The sequence below is a fragment of the Pseudarthrobacter sp. efr-133-R2A-89 genome (genome assembly GCF_030209315.1).
In the GTDB taxonomy this organism is placed as follows: Bacteria; Actinomycetota; Actinomycetes; order Actinomycetales; family Micrococcaceae; genus Arthrobacter.
Genome location: NZ_JARVSE010000005.1, coordinates 61,674 through 85,761, shown reverse-complemented (window position 1 = coordinate 85,761; position 24,088 = coordinate 61,674). Strand labels below are relative to the sequence as shown.

The 24,088-nt window shown below is 67.3% G+C and carries 21 protein-coding genes and 1 tRNA gene; 10 read left to right on the top strand and 12 right to left on the bottom strand.

The window, feature by feature from the left end:
- The 4 genes from thrC to argS are packed head-to-tail and all read right to left on the bottom strand — an operon-like array spanning window position 1 to window position 5,564.
- Window positions 1-1,107 carry a threonine synthase gene (gene thrC / locus QRM95_RS09590; RefSeq protein ID WP_285247551.1) on the bottom strand — a complete coding sequence of 369 codons (1,107 nt, stop codon included), beginning with the start codon at window positions 1,105-1,107 and terminating at the stop codon, window positions 1-3.
- On the bottom strand, window positions 1,108-2,424 hold the full coding sequence (locus QRM95_RS09585; RefSeq protein WP_018760135.1) for a homoserine dehydrogenase: 1,317 nt from the start codon (window positions 2,422-2,424) through the stop codon (window positions 1,108-1,110). It lies immediately after the preceding gene.
- Window positions 2,425-3,903 carry a diaminopimelate decarboxylase gene (lysA, locus tag QRM95_RS09580; RefSeq protein ID WP_502934954.1) on the bottom strand — a complete coding sequence of 493 codons (1,479 nt, stop codon included), beginning with the start codon at window positions 3,901-3,903 and terminating at the stop codon, window positions 2,425-2,427.
- Window positions 3,900-5,564, bottom strand: a complete 1,665-nt coding sequence (gene argS, locus QRM95_RS09575) for an arginine--tRNA ligase (RefSeq protein ID WP_285247549.1) — start codon at window positions 5,562-5,564, stop codon at window positions 3,900-3,902. Before argS ends, lysA begins: the two co-directional genes overlap by 4 nt.
- A gap of 143 nt (window positions 5,565-5,707) precedes the next feature.
- Here argS and QRM95_RS09570 point away from each other — a divergent pair, with 143 nt between their 5' ends.
- From QRM95_RS09570 to QRM95_RS09555, 4 genes are all read left to right on the top strand, one after another.
- The gene (locus QRM95_RS09570) at window positions 5,708-6,229 is read left to right on the top strand and encodes an FMN-binding protein (RefSeq protein ID WP_285247548.1); all 522 of its coding nucleotides are present in this window, start codon (window positions 5,708-5,710) and stop codon (window positions 6,227-6,229) included.
- A 3-nt stretch (window positions 6,230-6,232) separates the two neighbouring features.
- The gene (locus tag QRM95_RS09565; RefSeq protein WP_285247547.1) at window positions 6,233-7,105 is read left to right on the top strand and encodes an FAD:protein FMN transferase; all 873 of its coding nucleotides are present in this window, start codon (window positions 6,233-6,235) and stop codon (window positions 7,103-7,105) included.
- Window positions 7,102-8,688, top strand: a complete 1,587-nt coding sequence (locus QRM95_RS09560) for a ferredoxin--NADP reductase (protein ID WP_285247546.1) — start codon at window positions 7,102-7,104, stop codon at window positions 8,686-8,688. Before QRM95_RS09565 ends, QRM95_RS09560 begins: the two co-directional genes overlap by 4 nt.
- Before the next feature lie 111 nt (window positions 8,689-8,799).
- Window positions 8,800-8,875 (top strand) — tRNA-Arg (locus QRM95_RS09555).
- A 53-nt stretch (window positions 8,876-8,928) separates the two neighbouring features.
- Here QRM95_RS09555 and QRM95_RS09550 read toward each other — a convergent pair.
- The gene (locus tag QRM95_RS09550) at window positions 8,929-9,879 is read right to left on the bottom strand and encodes a cation diffusion facilitator family transporter (RefSeq protein WP_285247545.1); all 951 of its coding nucleotides are present in this window, start codon (window positions 9,877-9,879) and stop codon (window positions 8,929-8,931) included.
- A gap of 127 nt (window positions 9,880-10,006) precedes the next feature.
- Here QRM95_RS09550 and QRM95_RS09545 point away from each other — a divergent pair, with 127 nt between their 5' ends.
- From QRM95_RS09545 to QRM95_RS09530, 4 genes are all read left to right on the top strand, one after another.
- A complete protein-coding gene (locus tag QRM95_RS09545; protein ID WP_285247544.1) occupies window positions 10,007-11,059 on the top strand; it encodes a M4 family metallopeptidase in 1,053 nt (350 codons plus the stop codon).
- 60 nt (window positions 11,060-11,119) lie between these two features.
- Window positions 11,120-11,455 carry a protealysin inhibitor emfourin gene (locus QRM95_RS09540; RefSeq protein WP_285247543.1) on the top strand — a complete coding sequence of 112 codons (336 nt, stop codon included), beginning with the start codon at window positions 11,120-11,122 and terminating at the stop codon, window positions 11,453-11,455.
- 64 nt (window positions 11,456-11,519) lie between these two features.
- A complete protein-coding gene (hrpA, locus tag QRM95_RS09535; protein WP_285247542.1) occupies window positions 11,520-15,506 on the top strand; it encodes an ATP-dependent RNA helicase HrpA in 3,987 nt (1,328 codons plus the stop codon).
- A 28-nt stretch (window positions 15,507-15,534) separates the two neighbouring features.
- On the top strand, window positions 15,535-16,518 hold the full coding sequence (locus QRM95_RS09530; RefSeq protein WP_285247541.1) for a beta-ketoacyl-ACP synthase III: 984 nt from the start codon (window positions 15,535-15,537) through the stop codon (window positions 16,516-16,518).
- A gap of 2 nt (window positions 16,519-16,520) precedes the next feature.
- On the opposite strand, the gene QRM95_RS09525 is transcribed toward QRM95_RS09530, so the two are convergent.
- Genes QRM95_RS09525 through QRM95_RS09515 form a run of 3 tightly spaced genes read right to left on the bottom strand, consistent with a single transcriptional unit; the run spans window position 16,521 to window position 18,993 of the window.
- Window positions 16,521-16,949 carry an HIT family protein gene (locus QRM95_RS09525; RefSeq protein WP_285247540.1) on the bottom strand — a complete coding sequence of 143 codons (429 nt, stop codon included), beginning with the start codon at window positions 16,947-16,949 and terminating at the stop codon, window positions 16,521-16,523.
- Window positions 16,946-18,103, bottom strand: coding sequence for an NAD(P)-dependent alcohol dehydrogenase (locus tag QRM95_RS09520; protein ID WP_285247539.1), 1,158 nt, complete (start codon window positions 18,101-18,103; stop codon window positions 16,946-16,948). Before QRM95_RS09520 ends, QRM95_RS09525 begins: the two co-directional genes overlap by 4 nt.
- A complete protein-coding gene (locus tag QRM95_RS09515; RefSeq protein ID WP_285247538.1) occupies window positions 18,100-18,993 on the bottom strand; it encodes a sulfurtransferase in 894 nt (297 codons plus the stop codon). The genes QRM95_RS09520 and QRM95_RS09515 overlap by 4 nt, the downstream gene beginning before the upstream one ends.
- Window positions 18,994-19,102: 109 nt before the next feature.
- Here QRM95_RS09515 and QRM95_RS09510 point away from each other — a divergent pair, with 109 nt between their 5' ends.
- Window positions 19,103-20,218: a PLP-dependent cysteine synthase family protein gene (locus tag QRM95_RS09510; RefSeq protein ID WP_285247537.1), complete on the top strand. Its 1,116-nt coding sequence runs from the start codon at window positions 19,103-19,105 to the stop codon at window positions 20,216-20,218.
- Here QRM95_RS09510 and QRM95_RS09505 read toward each other — a convergent pair.
- A complete protein-coding gene (locus QRM95_RS09505; protein WP_285247536.1) occupies window positions 20,215-20,871 on the bottom strand; it encodes an MBL fold metallo-hydrolase in 657 nt (218 codons plus the stop codon). The genes QRM95_RS09510 and QRM95_RS09505 overlap by 4 nt on opposite strands.
- 90 nt (window positions 20,872-20,961) lie before the next feature.
- On the opposite strand from QRM95_RS09505, the gene QRM95_RS09500 reads away from it, so the two are divergent.
- On the top strand, window positions 20,962-21,423 hold the full coding sequence (locus QRM95_RS09500; protein WP_285247751.1) for a Fur family transcriptional regulator: 462 nt from the start codon (window positions 20,962-20,964) through the stop codon (window positions 21,421-21,423).
- On the opposite strand, the gene QRM95_RS09495 is transcribed toward QRM95_RS09500, so the two are convergent.
- Genes QRM95_RS09495 through QRM95_RS09485 form a run of 3 tightly spaced genes read right to left on the bottom strand, consistent with a single transcriptional unit; the run spans window position 21,401 to window position 24,077 of the window.
- Window positions 21,401-22,285 (bottom strand): metal ABC transporter permease, encoded by an 885-nt coding sequence (locus QRM95_RS09495; protein WP_285247535.1) that lies wholly within the window; start codon window positions 22,283-22,285, stop codon window positions 21,401-21,403. The two genes, QRM95_RS09500 and QRM95_RS09495, sit on opposite strands and share 23 nt — an antisense overlap.
- Complete coding sequence (locus QRM95_RS09490) at window positions 22,285-23,103, bottom strand: metal ABC transporter ATP-binding protein (RefSeq protein WP_285247534.1); 819 nt, start codon at window positions 23,101-23,103, stop codon at window positions 22,285-22,287. The genes QRM95_RS09495 and QRM95_RS09490 overlap by 1 nt, the downstream gene beginning before the upstream one ends.
- Window positions 23,100-24,077, bottom strand: a complete 978-nt coding sequence (locus QRM95_RS09485) for a metal ABC transporter solute-binding protein, Zn/Mn family (protein WP_285247533.1) — start codon at window positions 24,075-24,077, stop codon at window positions 23,100-23,102. The genes QRM95_RS09490 and QRM95_RS09485 overlap by 4 nt, the downstream gene beginning before the upstream one ends.
- Window positions 24,078-24,088: the final 11 nt, after the last annotated feature.

Below are 24,088 nucleotides of genomic sequence, written 5' to 3'. Positions count from 1 at the left end.
CTACTGCTCTTCCAGTCCCAGCTCAGCGGCTACGGTGACGACGTCGTTAGGCACCTTGACCGGCTGCACGTCGCTGCCGTCCTCGGTGCGAAGGGCCCACTGCGGGTCCTTGAGCCCGTGCCCGGTGACGGTGATGACGATGGTCTTCCCGCCGGGGACTTCGCCTGCGGCGTGCTTCTTGAGCAGGCCGGCCACGCCGGCTGCGGAGCCGGGCTCGACGAAGACGCCTTCCTTGGCCGACAGCCAGCGGTGGGCGTGCAGGATTTCTTCGTCCGTGACGGCGTCGATGAGTCCGCCGGACTCGTCGCGTGCGCCGACGGCACCGTCCCAGGATGCGGGGTTGCCGATGCGGATGGCGGTGGCGATGGTGTCCGGCTCGGTGATCGGATGTCCGGCGACGAAGGGTGCGGCTCCGGCGGCCTGGAAGCCCCACATGGCAGGCGTCTTGGTGGAGACGGCGGGCAGCGTCCCGGCGGTCTCCGACTCAAACGGTGCGGAGTACTCCTTGTAGCCCTTCCAATAGGCGGTGATGTTGCCGGCGTTGCCCACTGGCAGGACGTGGATGTCCGGGGCGTCGCCCAGGGCGTCCACCACTTCGAAGGCGCCGGTCTTCTGGCCTTGGATGCGGGCAGGGTTGACGGAGTTGACCAGGAAGACGGGGTAGGACTCCCCCAGCTTGCGGGCGATGTCCAGGCAGTTGTCGAAGTTGCCGTCGACCTGCAGCAGGGTGGCGCCGTGCGCGATGGCCTGGCTGAGCTTGCCCATGGAGATCTTGCCTTCGGGCACCAGGACGGCGCACTTCAGCCCGGCGGCGGTGGCGTAGGCGGCAGCGGAAGCGGAGGTGTTGCCGGTGGAGGCGCACACCACAGCCTTGGCGCCGGAAGCCACTGCGGCCGTCATGGCCATGGTCATGCCACGGTCCTTGAAGGATCCGGTGGGGTTCATCCCCTCCACCTTCAGGTAGACCTGGGAGCCGGTGAGTTCGGAGAGCTTCTGCGCGTGCACCAGCGGGGTGCCGCCCTCGCCCAGGGTGATGACCCTGGTGGACTCCGTCACGGGCAGACGGTCAGCGTATTCGCGGATGACGCCGCGCCATTGGTGAGCCACTTAGACTCCTTCTACCCGCAGAACGGATGTAACTGAATTGATGACGTCCAGGCCCTTCACGGCCTCGACGGTGGCTGCGAGGGCAGCCTCTGACGCGCGGTGGGTGACGATCCGAAGCTCGGCCGACTCCACGTTGGATTCGGCGTCGCGGTGGATGGTTTGCCGCATGATTTCGATGGACACGCCGTGCTCGGCAAAGAGCTGGGCGATCCGGGCCAGCACGCCGGGCTGGTCGGCGACGTCCAAGCCGATGTAGTAGCTGGTGGTTGCCGCCTCGATGGGCAGCGCCGGGACGTGGCCGGTGGTGGTCTCGGTGCGCTGCGGTCCGCCCAGGACCAGTCGCCGTGCGGCGGAAACGAGGTCTCCCATCACGGCGGACGCGGTGGGAGTACCGCCGGCGCCCTGGCCGTAGAACATCAGCTCGCCGGCGTTTTCGGCCTCGATGAAGACGGCGTTGAAGGCGCCGCGCACGGCCGCCAGCGGGTGCTCGCGCGGCAGCAGGGTGGGGTGGACCCGGACGGACACGCCTTCCTTGCCGTCGGCACCGGTCAGTTTCTCCGCGATGGCCAGCAGCTTGATGACGAAGCCGGCGTCTTTGGCCGCGGCGATGTCAGAGGCCGTGACGGCGGAAATCCCTTCGCAGTGGACGTTCTCCAGCGCGAACCGGGTGTGGAACGACAGTGACGCCAGGATGGCAGCCTTCGCCGCGGCGTCGTGCCCTTCGACGTCGGCGGTGGGGTCCGCTTCGGCGTAGCCGAGGCGCTGGGCTTCGGCGAGGGCGTCCGCGAACTGGGCACCTGTTGAATCCATCTGGTCGAGGATGAAGTTGGTGGTGCCGTTGACGATGCCCAGCACCCGGGTGATCCGGTCGCCGGAGAGGCTGTCGCGGATGGGGCGGAGGATCGGGATGGCTCCGGCGACGGCGGCTTCATAGGAGAGCTGGACGCCGGCTTTGTCTGCCTCTTCGTAGAGCGTGGGGCCATCCTGCGCGAGGAGTGCCTTGTTGCCGGTGACCACGCAGGCACCGTTCTGCAGCGCCGAGAGGATCAGGGTGCGCGCCGGTTCGATGCCGCCCATCAGTTCAATCACCAGGTCCGCGTCCTTAACCAGGGTCCCGGCGTCGGTGGTGAAGAGTTCCTGGGGCAGTTCGACATCGCGGTGGCCGTTGACGTTGCGCACGGCGATCCCGCTGAGCTGAAGGCGCGCCCCGGCACGGGCGGCAAGGGCGTCGGCGTCCTCGAGCAGGATCCGCGCAACCTGGGCCCCTACGTTGCCACAGCCGAGCAGGGCCACTTTCAGGGTTCGCATTTCCGTCATTCAGGCTCCCATGTCGCGGTTCAAAAGATCTTCTTCGGTTTCCCCGCGGACAATCAGCCGGGCAGATCCGTCGCGCACCGCGACAACGCCCGGCCGGGCCAGATAGTTGTAGTTGCTCGAGAGGGCCCAGCAGTAGGCGCCGGTCCCCGGTACGGCAAGCAGATCACCGGCTGCCACGTCCCCGGGCAGATATACATCTCTAACAACTATGTCGCCGCTCTCGCAATGTTTGCCCACCACGCGGGACAACTGCGGGGCTGCGCCGGAGGTGCGGGAGGCCAGGACAGCCGAATAATCCGCGTCGTACAGCACCGGGCGGGCGTTATCGCTCATGCCGCCGTCCACCGAAACATACCGGCGCGGATACGTAACGTTGTTGCCGCCGTCACTGTCGGCCCCGGAGGGAGCGTCCACGCGAACGGTCTTGAGCGTACCCACCTCGTACAGGGTGAAGGTGGTGCTGCCCACGATGGCGCGGCCGGGTTCGATCGAGATGCGCGGCGCGTCAATGCCGAGCTCGGCGCAGGTGGAACGCACGACGGCGGCCATCGCCGTCGCGATCTCCGCTGCGGGGCGGGGGGTGTCCACCGGCGTGTAGGCGATCCCGTAGCCGCCCCCGAGGTCGAGTTCCGGCATGGTGATCGAGTATTTCTCCTGCATGGCTGCCAGGAAGCGGAGCAGTTTTTCGGCAGCCAGCGCGAAGCCGTCGGGTTCGAAGATCTGCGACCCGATGTGGCAGTGCAGGCCCAGTAACTCGATGCCGGGGTGTGCTGACGCCGCGGCAACTGCTTCTTCGGCTGCGGACACGCCTGCTTCCGCGGTGGTGTCCGCTGCCATCGAGAGGCCGAACTTCTGGTCCTCATGCGCGGTGGCGATGAACTCGTGCGTGTGGGCGTGCACGCCGGGCGTCAGCCGGAGCATGACCTTGGCCTGTTCGCCGCGGGCCTGCGCGATGGCCCCGACGCGGACCAGCTCGTCCAGGCTGTCCACCACGATGCGGCCGAGCTTCATGTCCAGCGCCCGGTGGATCTCGGCGTCGGATTTGTTGTTGCCGTGCAGTGCCACCCGTTCGCCGGGAATTCCGGCGCGTGCTGCCACCGCCAGTTCACCGCCGGAGGCAGTATCCAGGCGCAGTCCTTCCTCCTCGACCCACTTCACCACTGCGGTGCAAAGGAAGGACTTCCCTGCGTAGTAGACGTCCACGCCGCCACAGATATCGGCAAAGGCGGCGTCGAAGGAGTCCTTGAAGGCCCGGGCGCGGGAGCGGAAGTCGGCCTCGTCCATGACGAACAGCGGCGTCCCGAACTGCTCCTTCAGGGCGTGGACGTCCACTCCCCCCACGGTGAGGGCGCCGGCGGCGTTCCGGACCACGCTGCCGGCCCACATGGGTTCGTGGAGCGCGTTCAGGTCGGCCGGGACCTGCAGCCATTCGGGGGCGAGCGGGGATGCGGTGGTTGCGGATACCGTCACGGTGCTCACATCCGTTCCGGCGCCGAAACGCCCAGCAGGTCAAGTCCGTTGGCGAGCACCTGGCTGGTGGCGTCGTTGAGCCACAGCCGCGTGCGGTTGAGGTCGGTGACCGGTTCGTCGCCCATGGGCGCAATCCGGCACGCGTCATACCACCGGTGGTAGGCCCCGGCGATGGCTTCGAGGTGCCGTGCCACTCGGTGCGGTTCACGCAGTTCCGCGGCCTTCGCCACGATGGACGGGTAGCTGCCCAGGTAGGAAAGCAGTTCGTTTTCCGTGGCGTGGTCCAGCAGCGAGGCCTCGAAGCTGTCGCGGCTGTCCACCTGGCGTTCCACGCCGGCGGCCACCGCATTGCGCGCGGCGCCGCGGGAACGTGCGTGGGCGTACTGGACGTAGAACACCGGGTTCTCGTTGCTGTGCTTCTTGAGCAGCTCGGGGTCCAGTGTCAGCGGTGAATCGGCCGGGAACCGGGCCAGCGAGTAGCGGACCGCGTCCTTGCCGAGCCATTCGATCAAGTCTTTGAGCTCGATGATGTTGCCCGCGCGCTTGGACAGTTTGGCTCCGTTGACGGAGACCAGCTGGCCGATCAGGACCTCGATGTTCACCTCGGGATCGTCGCCCGCGGCCGCGGCAATCGCCTTGAGCCGGTTGATGTACCCGTGGTGGTCGGCACCGAGCAGGTAGATCTTCTCGGTGAAGCCGCGGTCCTTCTTGGACAGGTAGTAGGCGGCGTCGGCGGCGAAATAGGTGGGCTCGCCGTTGGCACGGACCATCACCCGGTCCTTGTCATCGCCAAAGTCCGTGGTCCGCAGCCACACCGCACCGCCGTCGTCGAAAACATGTCCCTGTTCGCGCAGGCGCGCCACGGCACTCTCGATCGCGCCGGCGTCGTGCAGTTCCTGCTCGGAAAAGAAGACGTCGAACTCGACGCCGAAGTCCGCCAGCGTGGCTTTGATGTCCTTCATCTGGGCTTCGTAGGCCGCGGCGCGGATGACGGGCAGCGCAGCCACCTCGGTGAGTTCGCGGATGTCCGGGTGCGCGGCGAGGACCTCGTGGCCGAGATCGGCGATGTACTGCCCGGGGTAGCCGCCGTCGGGCACCGGAAGGCCGTGCAGCCGGTTGTAGACGGAATGGGCGAAGGTGTTCATCTGCGACCCGGCGTCGTTGATGTAATACTCGGCCGTGACATCGGCCCCGGAAGCCCGCAGCACGCGCGCGATGGCATCCCCGAGCGCTGCCCAGCGGGTGTGGCCGATGTGCAGCGGCCCGGTGGGATTGGCGGAGACGAACTCCATGTTGACGGTGTGCCCGGCGAGCGCGGTGTTCGTGCCGTAGCTCCGGCCGGCCTCGACGATGGCCTTGGCCAGGGCACCAGCCGCCGCGGCGTCAACGGTGATGTTCAGGAAGCCCGGGCCGGCGATGTCCACAGCGGAAACACCGTTGATGGACTTCAGCCGGGTACTGAGGATGGCAGCGAATTCCCGCGGGTTGGTCCCTGCCGGCTTGGCGAGCTGGAGGGCTATGTTGGTGGCCCAGTCGCCGTGGTCCCTGTTCTTGGGTCGCTCCACGCGCACCTCAGCGGGAATTGCTGATTCCGCAAGGGCGATTTCGCCGGCGGCGACGGCGTCCTTGAGGCAGGCGGATATGGCGAGGGAAAGTTCTTCGGGAGTCACACCCCTAGCCTACCGGGGGCCAGTGACAGCAAAGAATTTAACGCCGGCCGGAGCCCACCGGTGAACCTTTCGGGCAGATCCGGCGTTGTCCAGAGGGTAGCCACTGCCGCACGGCATGACCTCCGAGTGAAACGAGAGCCTTCATGAGACCCTCCACCCGCACAAACCCGTCAGTAACCGCAGGGCCCCCGGCAGCGGGCGGCGCCCTCCGCCGGACCCTCTACGCCGGAATTGCCGGCTTGTCACTGGCCGGAGCCGTGGCGGGCTGTGCACCCTCGGCGGCGGAAGCCCCGGCGGCCACCAACGGCGCCGCAGGAAACACCTCCGGCGCACCATCGGGCGGCTCCACCGCCTTGGCCGGCAGCGGTGGCAGCTACAAGGACGGCACCTACAGCGCGGACGGCAACTACGTTTCCCCCAATGGCACGGAGACGGTCGGCGTGCAGTTGACCCTGGCCTCGGGAAAAGTCACCGATGTGCAGATCACCCAACACCCGTCCAACCCGAATACCCGCAAGTTCCAGGGCGAGTTCGCCGGCGGCATCGCGGCGCAGGTGGTGGGCAAGAACCTCGACGAGCTCAACGTTTCCAAGGTTGCCGGCTCCTCCCTGACCAGCGGAGGCTTCAACCAGGCCGTGGGCAAGATCAAGTCGGAGGCGCAGTAGGCGGTGACCGGCACGGACTGGGAGGGCTTTGCGTTCCAGGGGATCGGCACCGACTGGGAGATCTCCACTCCCCTGCCCTTGACGGCGGCGCTGCGGGAGAGCCTCCTGGACCGCATTGAAAGGTTCGACGCCGCGTGGTCCAGGTTCAGGGCCGACTCGCTGGTGGCGGCGATGGCACGCGCACCGGGGCGTTACCGGTTTCCCGACGAGGCCGCAGCGCTCGGCCCTTTGTATTCCACCCTGTACGGTTTGACCGGTGGCGCCATGACGCCGCTGATCGGCGGCAGCCTGGAACGGCTGGGTTACGATCCCGCCTACTCGCTCCAGCCGGCAGGTCCGCCACTCCCCGCGCCCGCCTGGGAGTCGGTGCTCAACTGGTCCGGGACCAGCCTGACAACCAGTGAGCCGGTGGTACTGGACATAGGCGCCGCCGGCAAGGGTTTGCTGGTGGACCTGCTCGCCGCCGAACTGGAGGGCGCAGGCACCGGATCCTTCATCATTGATGCCAGCGGCGACCTGCTGGTGCGCGGCCCGGACGCCGTCAGTGTTGCCCTCGAACACCCCTACAACGCGGCCCAGGCCATCGGCGTCGTGGAGCTGGCCGGGCGGGCCCTGTGTGCTTCCGCGGCCAACCGGCGTGCCTGGGGCGACGGACTGCACCACGTGCTCGACGGAACAACCGGACAGCCGGTCCGGACCGCCGTCGCCACCTGGGCAGTGGCGGACACCGCGGTGCTGGCCGACGCCCTGGCGACTGCGCTTTTCTTCGTTCCCGGCGGCACGCTCCAGGAGGAGTTCGAGTTTTCCTGGCTGACTGTCTTTTCCGACGGCAGCGCAGCCTATTCAGCCGCCTTCGAAGGGACACTGTTCTCATGAACCCCGTGGAAACACCGCAAGCAGGCCCGCTTCCCTCCCTGGCCGGCCGGGTGGGCTCTGCCGTGGGCAAGCTCACCATGTACCGGCTGATCCTGCTGGTCCTGGCCGCCCTTGCCGCCTACAGCCTGCTGCTTGACGTGCTGGGCTGGTTGACGTTCGGCATTCCGGAGATGCTGGCACACCTGGCCCTGTGCCTGGTACTGACCTATGCCACCAACCGTGGACTGGCAGCGGTCTTCCGGGTGAACCCCCATTCGGAGTCTTCGCTGATTACGGGGCTCCTCTTGTATTTCCTGTTCTGGCCGTCCCTGCAACCGATGGATCTCGCGGGGGTGGCGCTGGCATGCGTGCTGGCGTCGGCGTCGAAATATGCCTTGGCATGGCAGGGCCGGCACATCTTCAATCCCGCCGCGGCAGGTGCTTTCGTCACCGGGCTCACCGGACTTAACATCGCCACCTGGTGGGCCGCCACTCCCGCCATGCTGTGGCTGGTGGTTCCTGGCGTGCTGCTGGTCCTCTACCGGACCCGCAAGGTGCTGATGGCATCGGTATTCACCGTGGTGTCCACCGCGGTCATCACCGGTGAACTGCTCCGCGCGGGCATGACGGCCGGCATGGGCGCCTACCAGGCCCTGGCCCAGCGGCCGGTGCTGTTCTTCGTGAGTTTCATGCTCACCGAACCCTTGACCCTGCCTCCGCGGCGTTGGCAGCAACTGTCCCTGGCCGCCGTGGTGGGAATACTGTTTGCCGTCCCCTACAACCTGGGATTTTTTGCGAATTCGCCGGAAGCGGCCCTCCTGGCCGGCAACCTCCTGGCCTTCCTGGCGGGCCAGCGCGGCGCGGTGAAGCTGCGGCTCGCGGGCACCCGGCCGCTCACTCCCAGCACTACGGAGTTCTCGTTCGAACCGTCCCGGCCGGTCCGGTTCGTGCCCGGGCAATACATGGAACTGGATCTTCCGCACGGGAAGCGTGACGGCAAAGGCCGGCGCCGGGTGTTCAGCCTGACGGGTTCTCCGCGCGACCGGTTAATCCGGTTCGGGGTGCGGACGGCCGGGCCGCTGTCCGGGGCCAAGAAGGCGTTGTTGGACCTGCGCCCGGGCGATGAAGTCACGGCTACGTCCGTAGGCGGCGATTTCGTCCTTCCCCGCGACCCCCACCGGCCCGTGCTCCTGGTCGCGGCGGGCATCGGTATCACCCCGTTCGTATCGCATCTGTCCGCCGGAGGACTGCGGGACCGGGATGCCGTGCTCCTGCTGCTGGCCCGGAGCGCGGACGAGGTGGCGTATGCGGACGAGCTCCGCAACTCGGGCATCCGGGTGCTGGTGCGGGTGGCGGATGGTTCCGGGCCGCCGTCGGGACTGGCTCCCGCATTCCCCGGGCCCGAAGGTGCGGCCGTGGCGGGTGCCGGCACCGACACGCCGGGTCAAAGGCTGGACGCAGGGATGCTGGCCGCGCTGGTGCCGGATATCGCCGGCCGGGAGGTCTACGTGTCCGGCTCCCCGGCGAGCGTTGCCGCACTGCGCCGCGGTGCCCGCCGGGCGGGCGCGCGCCGCGTCCACACCGACTCCTTCGCCGGCTACTGAAGAGGCGCCGCCGCCTGCCCAAAGCGTGCCGCCAGGGACGGTTTTCCCTTGCGGGCCACCTTCCTGCTAAGCTCTAGGACGTCCCGCCGGCAACGGCAGGAAATCCGGATTGCCCTCGTAGCTCAGGGGATAGAGCGTCTGCCTCCGGAGCAGAAGGTCGTAGGTTCGAATCCTATCGAGGGCACCACAGGAAAACCCCGCCGCTTCAGTGAAGCGGCGGGGTTTTTGGTTTTCGCCGCGTTAGAAATGCAGTGCGGCCTCATCCGGCGTGGCCAGGGTCAGCACGGCTTCCTCCACCGTTTCGTGGTCCTCCAGTTCGCGCTCGATCCGGCGCAGGGCCACCGCCACTTCGTGCTCAGGGTGGTCGCCTTGCAAGTCCACGGCGGCAACAAGGTACAGCTTCCGGGGCCCGACGAACTCAAGGTGCAGGTACGTGAGCCTGGCGATGTCCTGGTGCTCCAGCATCCGCCGTGCCATGGACCGTTCGATGTCCGGGGTGACGCCTTGGCCCACCAGGAAGCGCCGGTTGCGGTCGATCAACAGGACGGCGACGACGGCGAGCAGCACCCCCACGACGATCGAACCGATGGCATCGGGCAGCGGCGAGCCGGTGACCTGGTGCAGGAGCACGCCGATAAAGGCCACGACGAGTCCGATCAACGCGGCAGCATCCTCCGCGAAGACGGCCCGCAGGGTGGGGTCGGAGCTGATGAGGACCTGCTCCAGGGTGTGCCGTTCCAGCTCCTGGGCCGCCTTCCGGGTTTCCCGGAAGGCCTGGATGAAGGAAATCCCCTCAAAAACGAAGGCGACGGCCAGGACCACGTAAGCCACCATGAAGTCTGCCGCAGGCTCGGGCTGAATAATCTCCTGGATGCCGTGCATGATGGAAACCACTGCGCCGGCCGTGAAAAGCCCAAATGCTGCGAACATCGACCACACGTAGGCTTCCCGCCCGTAGCCCATGGGATGGCCCTTGTCGCGGGGCCGGGCGGACCGCCGCTCCGCGAAGAACAGGAATACCTGGTTTCCGGTGTCCGCCCAGGAATGCGCTGCCTCGGCGGCCATCGAGGCCGATCCGGACAGGACGGCAGCCACCGACTTAGCCGCCGCCACAAGGATATTGGCCGCGAACGCGATGATGACCGTCAGCAGCGTGGAACTGGACTTGGACCGCTTTTCGGTTTGCGCCATGCGCCTACCGTACCCAACGGCCGGGCTTCCGGACGCCGGCGCGGCCCATCAGGTCCGAGTGCCGTGCCTGCCGCCGATTGTCAGTGCCCGCTCGTAGCCTGAAAAGACCTGACTGAGGGGGTACGCCATGCATGTTCCGTTCTGTTCCATCGTTCCGCCCTATCTGTTGCGGCGGCTGGCCCGGCAGCCCGCCCCGCAATACTCCGCCGCGGCGAGCGCCGCCAGGAAGGCCCTGGGGCACGTCGAATCGTTCCAGGCTGCACGCGCCCAGGGGGCGGCCGCCGTGACGGCCGGTTTGCGCCAGGCACCGCCGGAACCGGTGACGCGCAGCATTTACGACGCCGGAGGTACCGAAACACTGCCCGGCACCTTGGTCCGCGCTGAAGGTGCCGCTCCTTCCGGCGACGCCGCAGCGGACGAAGCCTATGACGGGCTGGGCCATACGCACCGCCTGTATGCCGAGGCCTTCGGACGGGACTCGGTGGACGGCCGCGGAATGAAGCTCGATGCCACGGTGCATTTTGGCAAGCTTTACGACAATGCCTTTTGGAACGGCAGCCAGATGGTCTTCGGTGACGGCGACGGCGAGGTCTTCGAACGCTTCACCAAATCCGTTAGCGTCATCGGGCACGAGCTTGCCCACGGCGTCACCCAGTACTCTGCCGGGCTCGCTTACCGAAACCAGGCGGGCGCCCTGAACGAATCGATGTCCGACGTCTTCGGCGCGCTCGTTGAACAGTTCGTCAGGAAACAGCCGGCCGCCGAGGCAAGCTGGCTGATCGGCGAAGGCCTCTTTACGCCCCAGGTGCAGGGGGCAGCGCTCCGCTCCATGAAGGCGCCCGGAACAGCGTACGACGACGACGTGCTCGGCAAGGATCCGCAGCCGGACTCGATGGATTCCTACGTCCGGACCAGCGCTGACAACGGTGGCGTCCACATCAACTCCGGCATCCCGAACCGCGCCTTCTACCTGCTGGCCAGCGCGCTCGGGGGCAACGCCTGGGAGGCGCCCGGCCGGATCTGGTACGAGACACTGACCAACGGCACGCTGCCGGCAGCGGCCACGTTCACCGTCTTTGCCCGTGCCACGTTGCGCGCTGCCGTGGACCTGTTCGGCGCCGGTACCAAGGAACATGACGCCGTCCGCGGCGCGTGGGAAACTGTGAGGGTCAAGGTTTAGCCAGTGTTCCGGCGTGCCGGCCTCCGGCCGCCGGAATGTCCGAAAGCCCGGGGGCCTGCAATGAAGATCAAGGTGGAGCGCAGCGGCGGGCTTGCGGCCGTCACCAGGGTGTGGACCGTCGACGCCCGGACGGACAGTGACCTCAGCCAATGGCAGCCTCTCCTGGAGGCCTGCCCGTGGGATAGCGTTCCCAGCACCAGGCGGGCGGCAGCCGCCATCGAGTCGCCGCAGCCGGACCGCTTCGTCTACGCCATCACTGCCGGCCGGCGCAAGGCGGCTCTTCCGGAACAGGCCCTCACCGGTCCCTGGCGGATCCTGGTGGACACAGCACGGGCCGCGGCGGAGGAGTCCGGTGCCGGGGCACGTGCCCCGGACAGTCCCGAAGAGCCCACCTGACCGCCGGGCTTCGGGCCGGCCCCTGCCGATCGCTCCCCCACGCAGCAGTAGACTGTCTGCAGCCATGACTTTTCATATTTCCTATCCCGCCGAGCTGCCGGTTTCCGAGCGCCGCGAGGACCTGATGGCAGCGATCGCCGCCAACCAGGTGACCATCATCGCCGGCGAGACCGGCTCCGGAAAAACCACCCAGATCCCCAAGATGTGCCTGGAACTGGGGTTGGGCGAGAAGGGCCTGATCGGGCACACGCAGCCCCGCCGGCTGGCCGCGCGCACCGTGGCCGAGCGCATCGCAGAGGAACTGGGCGTGGAGATCGGCCAGGAAGTCGGCTTCCAGGTGCGGTTCACCGGCGAAGTCAGCAAGGACACCAAGGTCAAGCTGATGACCGACGGCATCCTGCTCGCCGAGATCCAGCGCGACAAGCTGCTGCGCAAGTACAGCACCATCATCATTGATGAGGCCCACGAGCGAAGCCTGAACATCGACTTCATCCTGGGCTACCTCAAGCGGATCCTTCCGCAACGGCCGGACCTGAAGGTCATCATCACCTCGGCCACCATCGATCCCGAACGGTTTGCCAACCACTTCGGCAGTCCGGACACACCGGCTCCCATCATCGAAGTCTCCGGCCGCACATACCCCGTGGAAGTCCGTTACCGTCCGCTGTCGCAGCCGAAATCCGATGAGGACGACGCCTCGGACGACGAACTTGAGGAAGACCGGGATCCCCTGGACGCCGTCTGCGACGCCGTCGACGAACTCGCGGCGGAGGCTCCCGGGGACATCCTGGTGTTCTTTTCCGGGGAGCGTGAAATCCGTGACGCGGCGGAGGCGCTGCAGCCACGCATCCAGGCCAACCGCAGGCTGGCCAACACCGAGATCCTCCCCCTGTTTGCCCGCCTGAGCCTGCAGGAGCAGCACAAAGTGTTCCACCCGGGCAGCAAGCGCCGGATCATCCTGGCCACCAACGTGGCCGAAACATCGCTGACGGTTCCAGGCATCAAGTACGTGGTGGATACGGGTACCGCCCGTATCTCCCGCTATTCGCACCGCACGAAGGTCCAGCGCCTCCCCATCGAGCGTGTCTCGCAAGCGTCAGCGAACCAGCGTTCCGGCCGGTGCGGACGCGTGTCCGACGGCATCGCCATCCGCCTCTACTCCGAGGAGGACTTCGAGTCGCGGCCAAAGTTCACGGATCCGGAGATCCTGCGGACCAACCTTGCTGCCGTGATCCTGCAAATGACGGCCATGGGCGTGGCCAAGAGCCCCAAGGACGTGGAGGACTTCCCTTTCGTCGAGCCCCCGGAGACCAGGGCCATCAACGACGGCGTCACCCTCCTGCGCGAACTCGGCGCACTGGCCCCGGCCGGGCCACAGCGCGCGGCCGGCACTCCGGACGCCGGCGCCAAGGGCGGGGCCAGGGGCAGCGGCCTCACCGCCGTCGGGCAAAAACTCGCCCAGCTGCCGGTGGACCCCCGCCTCGGCCGGATGATCGTGGAGGCCGGGAAACGCGGCTGTGTCCGCGAAGTCATGGTCCTGGCCGCCGCCCTCACGATCCAGGACCCGCGGGAGCGGCCCACGGACAAACAGCAGCTGGCAGCGGAAAAGCACAACCGCTTCCGCGATGAGAATTCCGACTTCACCGGCTTCCTGAACCTCTGGAACTACCTGCAGGAGAAGCAGCAGGAACTGTCGTCGTCGGCGTTCCGCCGCCTCTGCCGCGCCGAATTCATCAACTACCTTCGGGTCCGTGAATGGCAGGACCTCTTTGCCCAGCTGCGCCAGCTCGCCCGGCCGCTGGGCATCACCCTGGACAACAAGCGCCTCACGGATCCGGTGGGGAACCATGACGGCATCCACATCAGCCTGCTCTCCGGGCTCCTGAGCCACATCGGAATCCTGGACGAACGCAAACGCGAGTACGCCGGCGCCCGCGGCAGCAGGTTCGCCATTTTCCCGGGCTCCGCGCTGTTCAAGAAGTCCCCCACGTTCGTGATGGCAGCGGAGCTGGTGGAGACCAGCCGGCTGTGGGCCAGGGTGGCAGCGAAGTTCGATCCGGTGTGGGCAGAGCAGGTGGCGCCGGACCTGGTGAAGCGCAGCTACAGCGAACCGCATTGGTCCACCAAGCAGGGCGCCGTCATGGCGTACGAAAAGGTCACCCTTTACGGCGTGCCCATCATCGCCCAGCGGCGGATCAACTACGGCCGCGTTGACCCGGTGGTGGCCAGGGAGCTGTTCATCCGGCACGCGTTGGTGGAGGGCGACTGGCGCACGCACCACAAGTTCTTCCATCGCAACCGGGCGCTGCTGCATGAGGTTGAGGAACTCGAGGCGCGCATGCGGCGCCGCGACCTGATGGTGGACGATGAAACCCTGTTCGATTTCTATGACGCCCGGATTGGGTCCGATGTGGTGTCCGAGCGCCATTTCGACAAATGGTGGAAGGACGCCCGGCGCGATAACCCGGACCTGCTGGACTACGACAAGTCGCTGCTGCTCAGTGACGACGCCGAGGACCTGGACGAGTCCGCCTATCCGAAGACCTGGCTGCACAAGGGCTTCGAACTCCCGTTGACGTACGAGTTCCATCCGGTGGCTCCGGGCGGGTTGCCCGACCCCTCCGACGGCGTCACGGCCGAGGTGCCTGTCCTGTTCCTGAACCAGCTCGACGATGCCCCCTTCCGCTGGCTCATCCCGGGCCAGCGGGTGGAGCTGGTGACTGCCCTGATCAAGTCGCTGCCCAAGCAGGTCCGGAAGAATTTTGTTCCGGCCCCTGACGTTGCCCGCCAGGCGGTGGCGCTCCTCGAAGCGGACTTCGACCCCGCCTCCGACGAGCTGGAGCCGTCGCTGGAACTGGCACTGCGGCGCCTCCGCGGCGCGGTCATCCCGCCCGGTTCCTGGAACTGGGATTCCGTGCCCGCGCACCTGCGCGTCAGCTTCAAGGTGGTGGACAGCAAGGGAAAGGTCCTCGGCGAGGGCAAGGACCTTGCCGGCTTGCAGGAGCAGCTGGCACCGGCAACGCGGCGTGCCATCGCCGAATCGCTCGGCGCCACTCCCGCGTCCACAGCGCCAGGCGGCAAGGGCCCGGGGCAGCGCCGGGGCGGCAAGGCGTCCGACGACGGCCCGGCGGCCCGGCAGCAGGCCCCGGGAGCGCCAGGGCAGCACGCCGCGGCCGGGTTCGTGGAGCGGGACGGCCTGACGGAGTGGAGCTTCGGCGCGATCGAGCGCCAGGTCAGCAGCATGGTCAAAGGCCACACCGTCACCGGCTACCCCGCACTGGTGGACCAGGGCCAGTCTGTTTCCCTCCGCGTCTTCCAAACCCCTGAGGAACAGCTTGAGGCGATGCGCGGCGGCGTCATCAGGCTGCTGGCCCTGCGCGTGCCGGCCCCGGACCGCTACGTCCTGGAGCACCTGAGCAACACGGAGAAGCTCACCTTCAGCCAGAACCCGCACGGTTCGGTCTCCGCCCTGATCGCTGACTGCGCGCTGGCGGCCATCGACAAGCTCACGCCGGTGGACCTCCCCTGGGACCGTACAGCCTTCGATTCACTCTATGAGGTGGTCCGCGCCGAACTGATCGATACCGTGTTCACGGTGACCGCGGTGGTCGAACGCATCCTGGCGAGCACCCGACGGATTGAAAAACAGCTCAAGGGCACCACCAGCCTGGCCCTGATCAGTGCGTTGAACGACATCAGGAGCCAGCTGGAACAGCTGGTCTACCCGGGTTTTGTAGCACGCACGGGTTACGCCCAGCTGAGCCAGCTGCCGCGCTATCTGGCCGCGATCGAAAAGCGGCTGGAGCGGCTGCCGGGGAACGTCCAGCGCGACGCCGTCAATATGGCCGTGGTCCAGCGGCTTGAAGACGACTACGACGACGCCGTCTCCGCGCTGCTCCCCGGCCGCCGTGCCGGCCGGGAGTTAACCCAGGTGCGCTGGATGCTCGAGGAGCTTCGGGTGAGCCTGTTCGCTGTCGAGCTGGGAACCGCGTATTCGGTGTCCGAGAAACGCATCCGCGCGGTGCTCAACAAGGCACTCGCACCGGCCTGACAGCGCCCGTCCAGAGAAGAGGAACTCAATGAAGATCACGCTTGCCCAGGGTCCTGCCGGGACAGAGCTCGCCGGCCTGGGCCACGCCCAGCCGGCGCATGTCATGGACAACCATGAACTGGAAGGCATGATGGACACGAGCGACGAGTGGATTCGGCAGCGTACGGGCATCGTGACCCGGCACATTGCGGCCGAGGGAGAAACGGTGGTGGACCTCGCGGTTCCCGCTGCGCGCATGGCCCTCGCTGATTCCGGCGTCGACGCTTCCGACATCGACCTGGTGGTGGTCGCCACCACCACTGCGGCGGAGCGGTCCCCGAACACCGCGGGCCGCATCGCGGAGGCACTGGGCCTCGGCAGGGACGGCCGCGGCCCGGGAATCATGGACATCAACACCGCGTGCTCCGGCTTCGAATACGCCCTCGGCGTGGCTGACCAGGCCATCCGTACCGGAAGCGCCACGCACGCAATCGTGGTCGGGGCGGAAACCCTTTCCGCGGTCACGGACTGGACGGACCGCGCGACGGCGGTGCTGACCGCCGACGGTGCGGGCGCCGCCGTCGTCCGCCCGTCCGCCACACCGCGGGTGGGGCCGGTGGTCTGGGGTTCTGAGGCCGGCATGGCGGACGCCGTCCGGATCTCCCCGCCGACGGGCAGGTTCTCGCAGAACGGCAGGGAGGTCCTCCGGTGGGCCTTGACCAGGGCCCCGGAGCGCGCCCGCGAAGTGGTGGCCCGCGCCGGCCTGGCCATGGACGACATCCAGGTCCTGGCAGCACACCAGGCCAACCTGCGCATCATCGAACCGCTCGCGGAAGCCCTCGGCCTGACGGACCGGATCGTCATCACCGATGTCACCGAGTCCGGGAACACTTCCGCGGCCAGTGTGCCCCTGGGGTTGAGCAAATGGTGGCATGCCGGGCGGATTCCGGAGGATGTCCCCACCCTGCTGTTCGGGTTCGGCGGCGGCTTCACCTATGCGGGCATGGTCGCGATGACGCCGCGCCGGGGCTGAACCTACCCTTCGGGGACGAACTCCCCGTAGCCGGCCGCCCGGAGGCCTTTACGGAGTTTTTCCGCGTTGGCGTCCAGGACAGCGGGGTCCGGGTTCTGGTCTGCCGAACCGAAGTCGAAGTCGGCCATGCTCCGGGACGGCCATACGTGGACGTGCAGGTGGTTGACCTCGTACCCGGCCACGATCAGGCCGGCCCGCCGGGCGTTGAAAATGTCCACTTGCACGGCCCCGATGCGCCGGGCAACCTCCATGACGCGGGCCAGGGTCTCCGGGGATGCGTCCGTCCAGCGGTCCACCTCCTTGGTGGGAACCACCAGCGTGTGGCCATCGGCGAGCGGTCCGGTCGTGAGGAATGCGGACACGTCGGCTTCACGCCAAACGAACCTGCCGGGGATCTCACCGTTCAGGATCCGGGTGAAAAGGGTGCTCATGCGTCTGCCTCCTCGGCGGCTGGCTGCAACGTGCCGGTATCCAGCACGAACCGGTATTTTACGTCTCCCGCAACCATACGGTCGTAGGCGTCATTGAGTTCTCCGGCGGACACCAGTTCGATGTCGGCCACCACGCCGTGCTCGGCGCAGAAGTCCAGCATCTCCTGGGTTTCGGCGATGCCGCCGATCAGCGATCCGGCGTAGGCTATCCGGCGCCGGATCAGTGAGCCCGGGTTGACCGGGGGCATGGCCTCGGACGGCAGGCCCAGCTGGAACAGCGCCCCGTCGACCCGCAGGGTTCGGAAATACGGGTTCAGGTCGTGCGGGGCGGCAACGGTATCGATAATGAGGTCGATGGTCCGGTCGGCACCGGACATTGCGGCGTCGTCCCGGGACAGGACAACCCGGTCCGCACCCAGTTCCAGGGCGGCGGCGGTCTTCGCCTCGGACGTGGTGAACACCACCACGGTGGCGCCCATGGCCTTGGCGAGCTTAACGGCCATGTGGCCAAGTCCGCCGAGGCCCACTACGCCCACGACGTCGCCTTCCTCCACACCGAAGTGCCGCAGCGGGGAGAAGGTGGTGACGCCTGCGCAGAGCAGTGGCGCGACGGCGGCCGGGTCCAGGGTTGCGGGGACCCGAAGGACGTACCGCCGGTCCACCACGATGGAGGAGGAGTATCCGCCCTGGGTGATCGCGTCGCCGTTCCGCCGGTCCTTGGCACCGTAGGTTCCGGTCATCCCGTTTTCGCAGTACTGTTCCAGGCCGTCCAGGCAACTCTCGCATTCGCGGCAGGAGTCCACCATGCAGCCCACGCCCACGCGGTCGCCGATGGCGAAGCCGGTGACACCGGCACCAATCCGGCTGACCGTTCCGACGATCTCGTGCCCGGGAACCAGTGGGTAGGCCTGCGTGCCCCACTCTCCGCGGGTGGCGTGCACATCCGAATGGCAGAGCCCGCAGAATTCAATGGCGATCTCGACGTCGTCCGGTTTGGGAGTGCGCCGGGCCACGGTCAGGGGCACGAGCCCGCTGTCCCCGGAGGTTGCGCCGAAGGCGGCGGCCAGCCGTCCGCCGTCCTCGGCCGGCCGCGGGCCGGCGTCGGTCGCAATGGGTTGGGCGAGGGGTGGCGGCACAGGGCGTCCAGGTGTCATGGTTCGACGCTACCCTTGCCGTCGGCGAAGTTTCCAGCCGGGGCGCCGGGGCCTCCCGGTTCCGGACCGGTTGCCACCGGCAGGCCGGGGCGGTTGGACCATTCCGAGAACGACCCCGGATAGAGCGCAGCCGTGAAGCCGGCCAGTTCCAGCGCGGCCACCTGGTGGGCCGCTGTGACGCCGGACCCGCAGTAGACGGCGATGGGCAGGTCACCGCCGGCCCCGAGGGACTCAAACCACCGGCGCAGCTCTGCCGGTGGCAGGAAGTACCCGGAATCGTCCACGTTGTCCGCCGTGGGCGCGCTGACCGCTCCTGGAATGTGCCCGGCCCGCGGATCAACGGGTTCCACCTCGCCCCGGTACCTCTCCCCCGCCCGCGCATCGAGCAACAACCCGTGACTGGACCAGGTGGCGGCAGCGCCGGCGTCGAGTACCGGCATCCCGCCGCCGCCCAGGTCAACGTCGCCGCGCACGGGCTGGACGGGGCCGGATTCAAGGGGCAGGCCGGCCTTTCGCCAGGCGGCCAGGCCGCCGTCGAGCAGGTATGCCTCGGCAAACCCTGCGTTGCGCAGCATCCACCAGAGCCTGGCGGCCGCCATATTGGCGCTGTCATCGTAGGCGACCACGACGTCGCCGTTTCGGATCCCCCACCGCCGCGCCGCCTCCTGGAACTGCCCGGAGCCAGGCAACGGGTGCCTCCCGCGGTCCGGGATGGCCGGGTCCGCAAGCTCATTGGCGAGATCAACGAAGACAGCTCCCGGCAGGTGCTCCCGCAGGTAATGCTCGTGCCCGCGGGGGTCTCCGAGCACCCAGCGGACATCCAGCAGGACTGTTCGGTGGCCGGCGGCCCGCCGCGACTCAAGGCGGGTGACATCCATCAGCGGGTTCATGTGCACTCCTTCTGCGGATCCGGGCCGCGGCTCAGGCTTGGTGTGTGGATCTTGCCGACGGATCCCACTCTAAGCGCGCCGCGGCCGCCCGCGCGGGTAGGCTGGTCCGGTGAAGATCGAGGGCAGCGCAGAGACGGGCGGCAGCCGCCGCAGCGGGGCAGACCGTGATTGGGCAGACAACGCCATCCGGACCATCCGGGCGGAAAACAACCGGTCGGCAGACACCCATCTCTACGCGGTGCCGCTGCCGGAGCAGTGGGGCATCCAGCTCTACCTCAAGGACGAATCCACCCACCGCTCCGGCAGCCTCAAGCACCGGCTGGCGCGGTCCCTTTTCTTGTTCGGACTGGTGAACGGATGGATCCGCGAGGACACCACCATCGTGGAAGCCTCCAGCGGCAGCACCGCCGTTTCCGAGGCCTACTTCGCCCGGTTGCTGGGGCTGCCCTTCATCGCGGTGATGGCCCGTACCACCAGCCAGGAAAAGATCGCGTTGATCGAACAGTTCGGCGGCGCGTGCCTGCTGGTGGAGAACGCCTCGGATGTCTACGCCGTGGCCGAGGACGTGGCGGCCACCTGCAACGGACACTACATGGACCAGTTCACCTATGCGGAGCGGGCCACCGACTGGCGCGGCAACAACAACATTGCCGAGTCGATCTTTGGCCAGCTCAGCCTGGAACAGCATCCGGTGCCGGACTGGATCGTGGTGGGTGCGGGGACCGGCGGGACCAGCGCCACGATCGGCCGCTACCTGCGATACCACAGCCATCCCACCCGGCTCCTAGTGGTGGACCCTGAAAACTCGGCCTTCTACCCCGGCTGGCTGGCGGACACGGCTGAACAGCCCACCGGATTGCCGTCACGCATCGAAGGTATTGGCCGGGCGCGGATGGAGCCAAGCTTCGTCCCCACGGTGATCGACCGGATGGTCCAGGTGCCGGACGCGGCGTCCGTCGGCGCCATGCGCCACCTGGACTCCTACGCCGGCCTGCACGCCGGCCCGTCCACCGGCACCAACCTTTGGGGTGTCTGGCAAACGGTGGCACGGATGCTGTCCGATGGCCGGCAGGGCAGCATTGTGTCGTTGATGTGCGACGGCGGCGAGCGCTATGCGGGCAACTACTACAACCCGGAGTGGCTGGCGTTGCAGGGGCTGGATCCGGCGCCCTACGAGGCCGTGATCTCACACTTCCTCGACACCGGCGAGTGGACGGCGGACTAGACCTCCACGGACTCGCGTGCAGCCAGGTGCCGGTATTCGGTGCCATACTTCGCACCGATCCGCTGCACATGGCTCTCAATAATGCCCAGTCCGATCTCATTGAGCAGGCCGTCGTGGATCTGGAACGCCTGCGGTGCCCGCACTCCGATGACGAAGTCCACCACCTCGGCGGACTTGCTCCATGGTGCGTGCAGCGGCACCAGAAGGGTCTTCACGCCAAGGCCGTCCGGGATGATGAATGAATCTCCCGGGTGGTAGACGTTGCGGTCCACCAGGTAGCCAATGTTTGCCACCATCGGGATCTGGGGGTGGATGAGGGCATGCTGTCCGCCGAAGCTGCGAATCTCGAAGCCTGCAACCTGGAACGAGGACCCCGGGTCAACCGTGTGGATCCTCCCGGCGGCGCCAGGAGCTTCCCCGCGCAGCTGGCCGGCCACGGAACCGGGCGCGTACAGCGCCAGATCCTGGTGGCTGGTGAGGGCCTCCACCACGGCCTTGGTGTCCAGGTGGTCCTGGTGCTCATGGGTCACCAGGATGGCGTCGGCCCCGGCAAGGGCTTCGGCTGATTCGGAGAAGGTACCCGGGTCCAGGACCAAAACCCCGGATTCCTTCTCGAGCCGGACACAGGCGTGGGTGTATTTGGTCAGCTTCATGGCGCCAGCCTAGGGCGCGTTCCGGAACCGTGTCCACGAGGCGCCGGCTGGTAATCTTGGTGTTTGCCCCCCACGGAAGCGAGTTTGTCCATGCCGATCGGCGTCAAGGCTGATTCCGCCGCCCCATCCCCGGCAGGAGGCGGCAAGGAACAGCGCGTTACCAAGCAACGCAAGGCCGTCAGTGCGGCCTTGGACCACCTTGATGACTTCGTCAGCACGCAGGAGCTCTACCGGATCCTGCACAACCAGGGCGTGTCCGTATCCCTCGCCACGGCCTACCGGATCCTCCAGTCCCTCGCGGATGAGGGCCTGGTGGATGTGCTGCGCAACGGCGACGGCGAGGCCGTGTACCGGCGCTGCAACGTGACCGTGCACCACCATCACCTGCTGTGCAGGAACTGCGGCAAGGCCGTGGAGGTGGAGGCACCCGCCGTCGAAACCTGGGCGGCGCGGACAGCAGCCGAACACGGTTTCACCGAGGTGGACCACACGGTGGAGATCTTCGGGCTGTGCCCGGACTGCACTGCCCTTAAGGCTGCCGGGCAGCTGTAAGGACCCTGCCGTTGATTCCGCGGGCCGCCCGCACGGAACCGATGATGCGGCACACCACGTAGATCAGGAATGACAACGTGGTGACGTAGGGGCTGATCGGGATCCGGCCGCCCAGGGCCAGCAGGATTCCGCCCACCGTCGCCGTGACGGCGAAGAGGACACTCAGGATGACCACCCATACCGGCGATGAGGTGACCCGCAGTGCAGCAGCCGCGGGGGTGATCAGCAGTGCGAGCACCAGCAGGGCCCCCACCACCTGGATGGACAGCGCCACACTGACGCCCAGCAGGATCATGAAAACGATGGCCAGGCTGCGCACGGGAACTCCCCGCGCCTCCGCAAGTTCCGGATCGATGCTGGCAAAGTTCAGCGGCCGCCAGATGGCCAGCAGTACGAGCATTACCACGAGGGCCGCCCCGGCCAGCGCCTGGAGCTGGACGGTGTCCACCGAGACGATCTGCCCGGTGAGCAGCCCGAACTTGTTCGCTGCGCGGCCTTGGTAGAGGGACAGGAACAGGATTCCCAAGCCCAGCCCGAACGGCATGATCACGCCGATGATCGAGTTCTTGTCCCTGGCCCGGACGCCCATCAGGCCCAGCAACAGTGCTGCCGCCACGGATCCGATCAGCGAGCCGAAGACCACGTCCGCGCCGATGAGCAGGGCAAAGGCCGCACCCGCGAAGGAGAGCTCGGAAATGCCGTGGACCGCGAAGGCAAGGTCGCGCTTCATGACGAAGGTCCCCACCAGTCCTCCGAGGAGTCCGAGGACGGCGCCGGCCCAGATCGAATTCTGGACCAGGACGAGCAGCTCGCCGTAGTTGTCGAAGTTGAAGATGGCCCCCAGGATGCTGTTGGCGTCCATCACGCCACCTCCCCGGCCAGGGCGTCCGCCCCGGCATGATGATGGTGCGTGGTGGCATCCGGCAGGCCGACCACGACGATCCTGCCGTTGGCGTGGATCACCTCAACGTGGCTGCCATACAGGTCAGAGAGCACTTCCGTGGTCATGACCTCTTCCGGCGTTCCCACCCGGAAACGTCCGCCGGCCAGGTACAACACCCGGTCCACGTAATCGATAATGGGGTTGATCTCATGGGTGACGAAGACGACCGCGCTGTTCTTCTCGTGGCTTTGCTTGTTGATGAGCGCACTGACCGCCTGCTGATGGTGCAGGTCCAAGGACAGCAGCGGCTCGTCGCAGAGCAAAACCTGGGGATCAGTGGCCAGCGCCTGGGCCACCCGGAGGCGCTGCTGCTCGCCGCCGGAGAGCTGGCCCACCGGCACCTTGGCGTAGTCGGTTGCCCCTACCAGTTCCAGGAGCTGGTCCACCCGCCGGTTTGTTTTCGCCGCGGACAGCCGGACGCCCCAGCGGTGGCCGTCCACCCCCAGTCCCACCAGGTCGCGGGCGCGCATGGGAGTGTCCACCGGGAATGATTTTTGCTGCGGAATGTAGCCGATCAGGCTGCTGCCGCGTTCCACGGGACGGCCACCCAGCGTGGCTTGGCCCGCGTGCAGCTTTTGCAGGCCCAGAAGGACCTTCAGGAAGCTGGTCTTGCCGCTGCCGTTCGGGCCCAGCACGGCGAAGAACTCGCCCGGCCGGATGTCCAGGTCAAGGTCGGACCAGAGCGTCCGCTGGCCGAACGCAAGCCCGGCGCCCTTGAGGCTGACAACGGAATTCACCGGTTGGCCTCCACGACATTGCTGATGTTGTTCACGTTGTCCGTCATCCACTGCAGGTAGGTCTTGCCTTCGGGCAGGGTCTCGTTGAAATCCACCACCGGAACGCCGGCAGCCTCCGCCGCCTTCTTCAGCGCCTCGGTCTGGGGCCCTTCGGTCTGGGCGTTGTAAGCCAGCAGCCGGACGCTCTTGGACGCCACCAGGTCAGTGGCTTCCTTCAGGACGGCAGGCGGAACATCGCTTCCCTCTTCAATCGCAGCAGTGTATTGCTCCGGCGTGGCGTTCTCCAAGCCCGCGTCCTCCAGCAGGTACAGCGGAACGGGCTCCGTGACGGCCACCTTGCCGCCTGCCGCGGAAGCCTTCACGGCGTCCAGCCGGTTGTGCAGGGCGGACAACCCGGATTTGAACGAGGCTGCGTTGGAAGTGAAGGTGGCGGCGGAGGCCGGGTCCAGCGTGCCAAGCTTGCCGGCGATGCTGTCGGCCATCCGCTCCATGGCCGCCAGGCTGTACCAGACGTGTTCGTTGAAGTCGCCGTGGTCATGCGTGTCGGTGGCGGCAGTTGCGGACGCCGCGGCCTGGTCCGTGGCGTCCTCCGGGTGGGCGAGGCCCGAGACCTCGACGGCGGTGAGGACGGCCGCGCTGTCCAGCTTGCTCCCCTCCACCAAAGTGTGGAGGAAGTCGTCATAGCCGCCGCCGTTTTCGATGACCAACTGGGCTTTTGAAACGGCGAGCCGGTCCTGCGCGGTTGCCTCATAGGAGTGCGGATCCTGCGCCGTGTTGTTGATGATGGAGGTGACCTTCACCTTGTCGCCACCGATCGCCCTGGCGATGTCCCCGTAGACGTTCGTCGACGCTACGACATTGACGCCCGCCCCGGGGTCGGGCGTCGATGCGGACTGCGTGCTGCATGCACTCAGCAGGAGGCCAAGCCCTGCGAGGGCGGCAACGAAGGAGCTGGCAGCGGCATTACGGCGCACGGGAGATACCT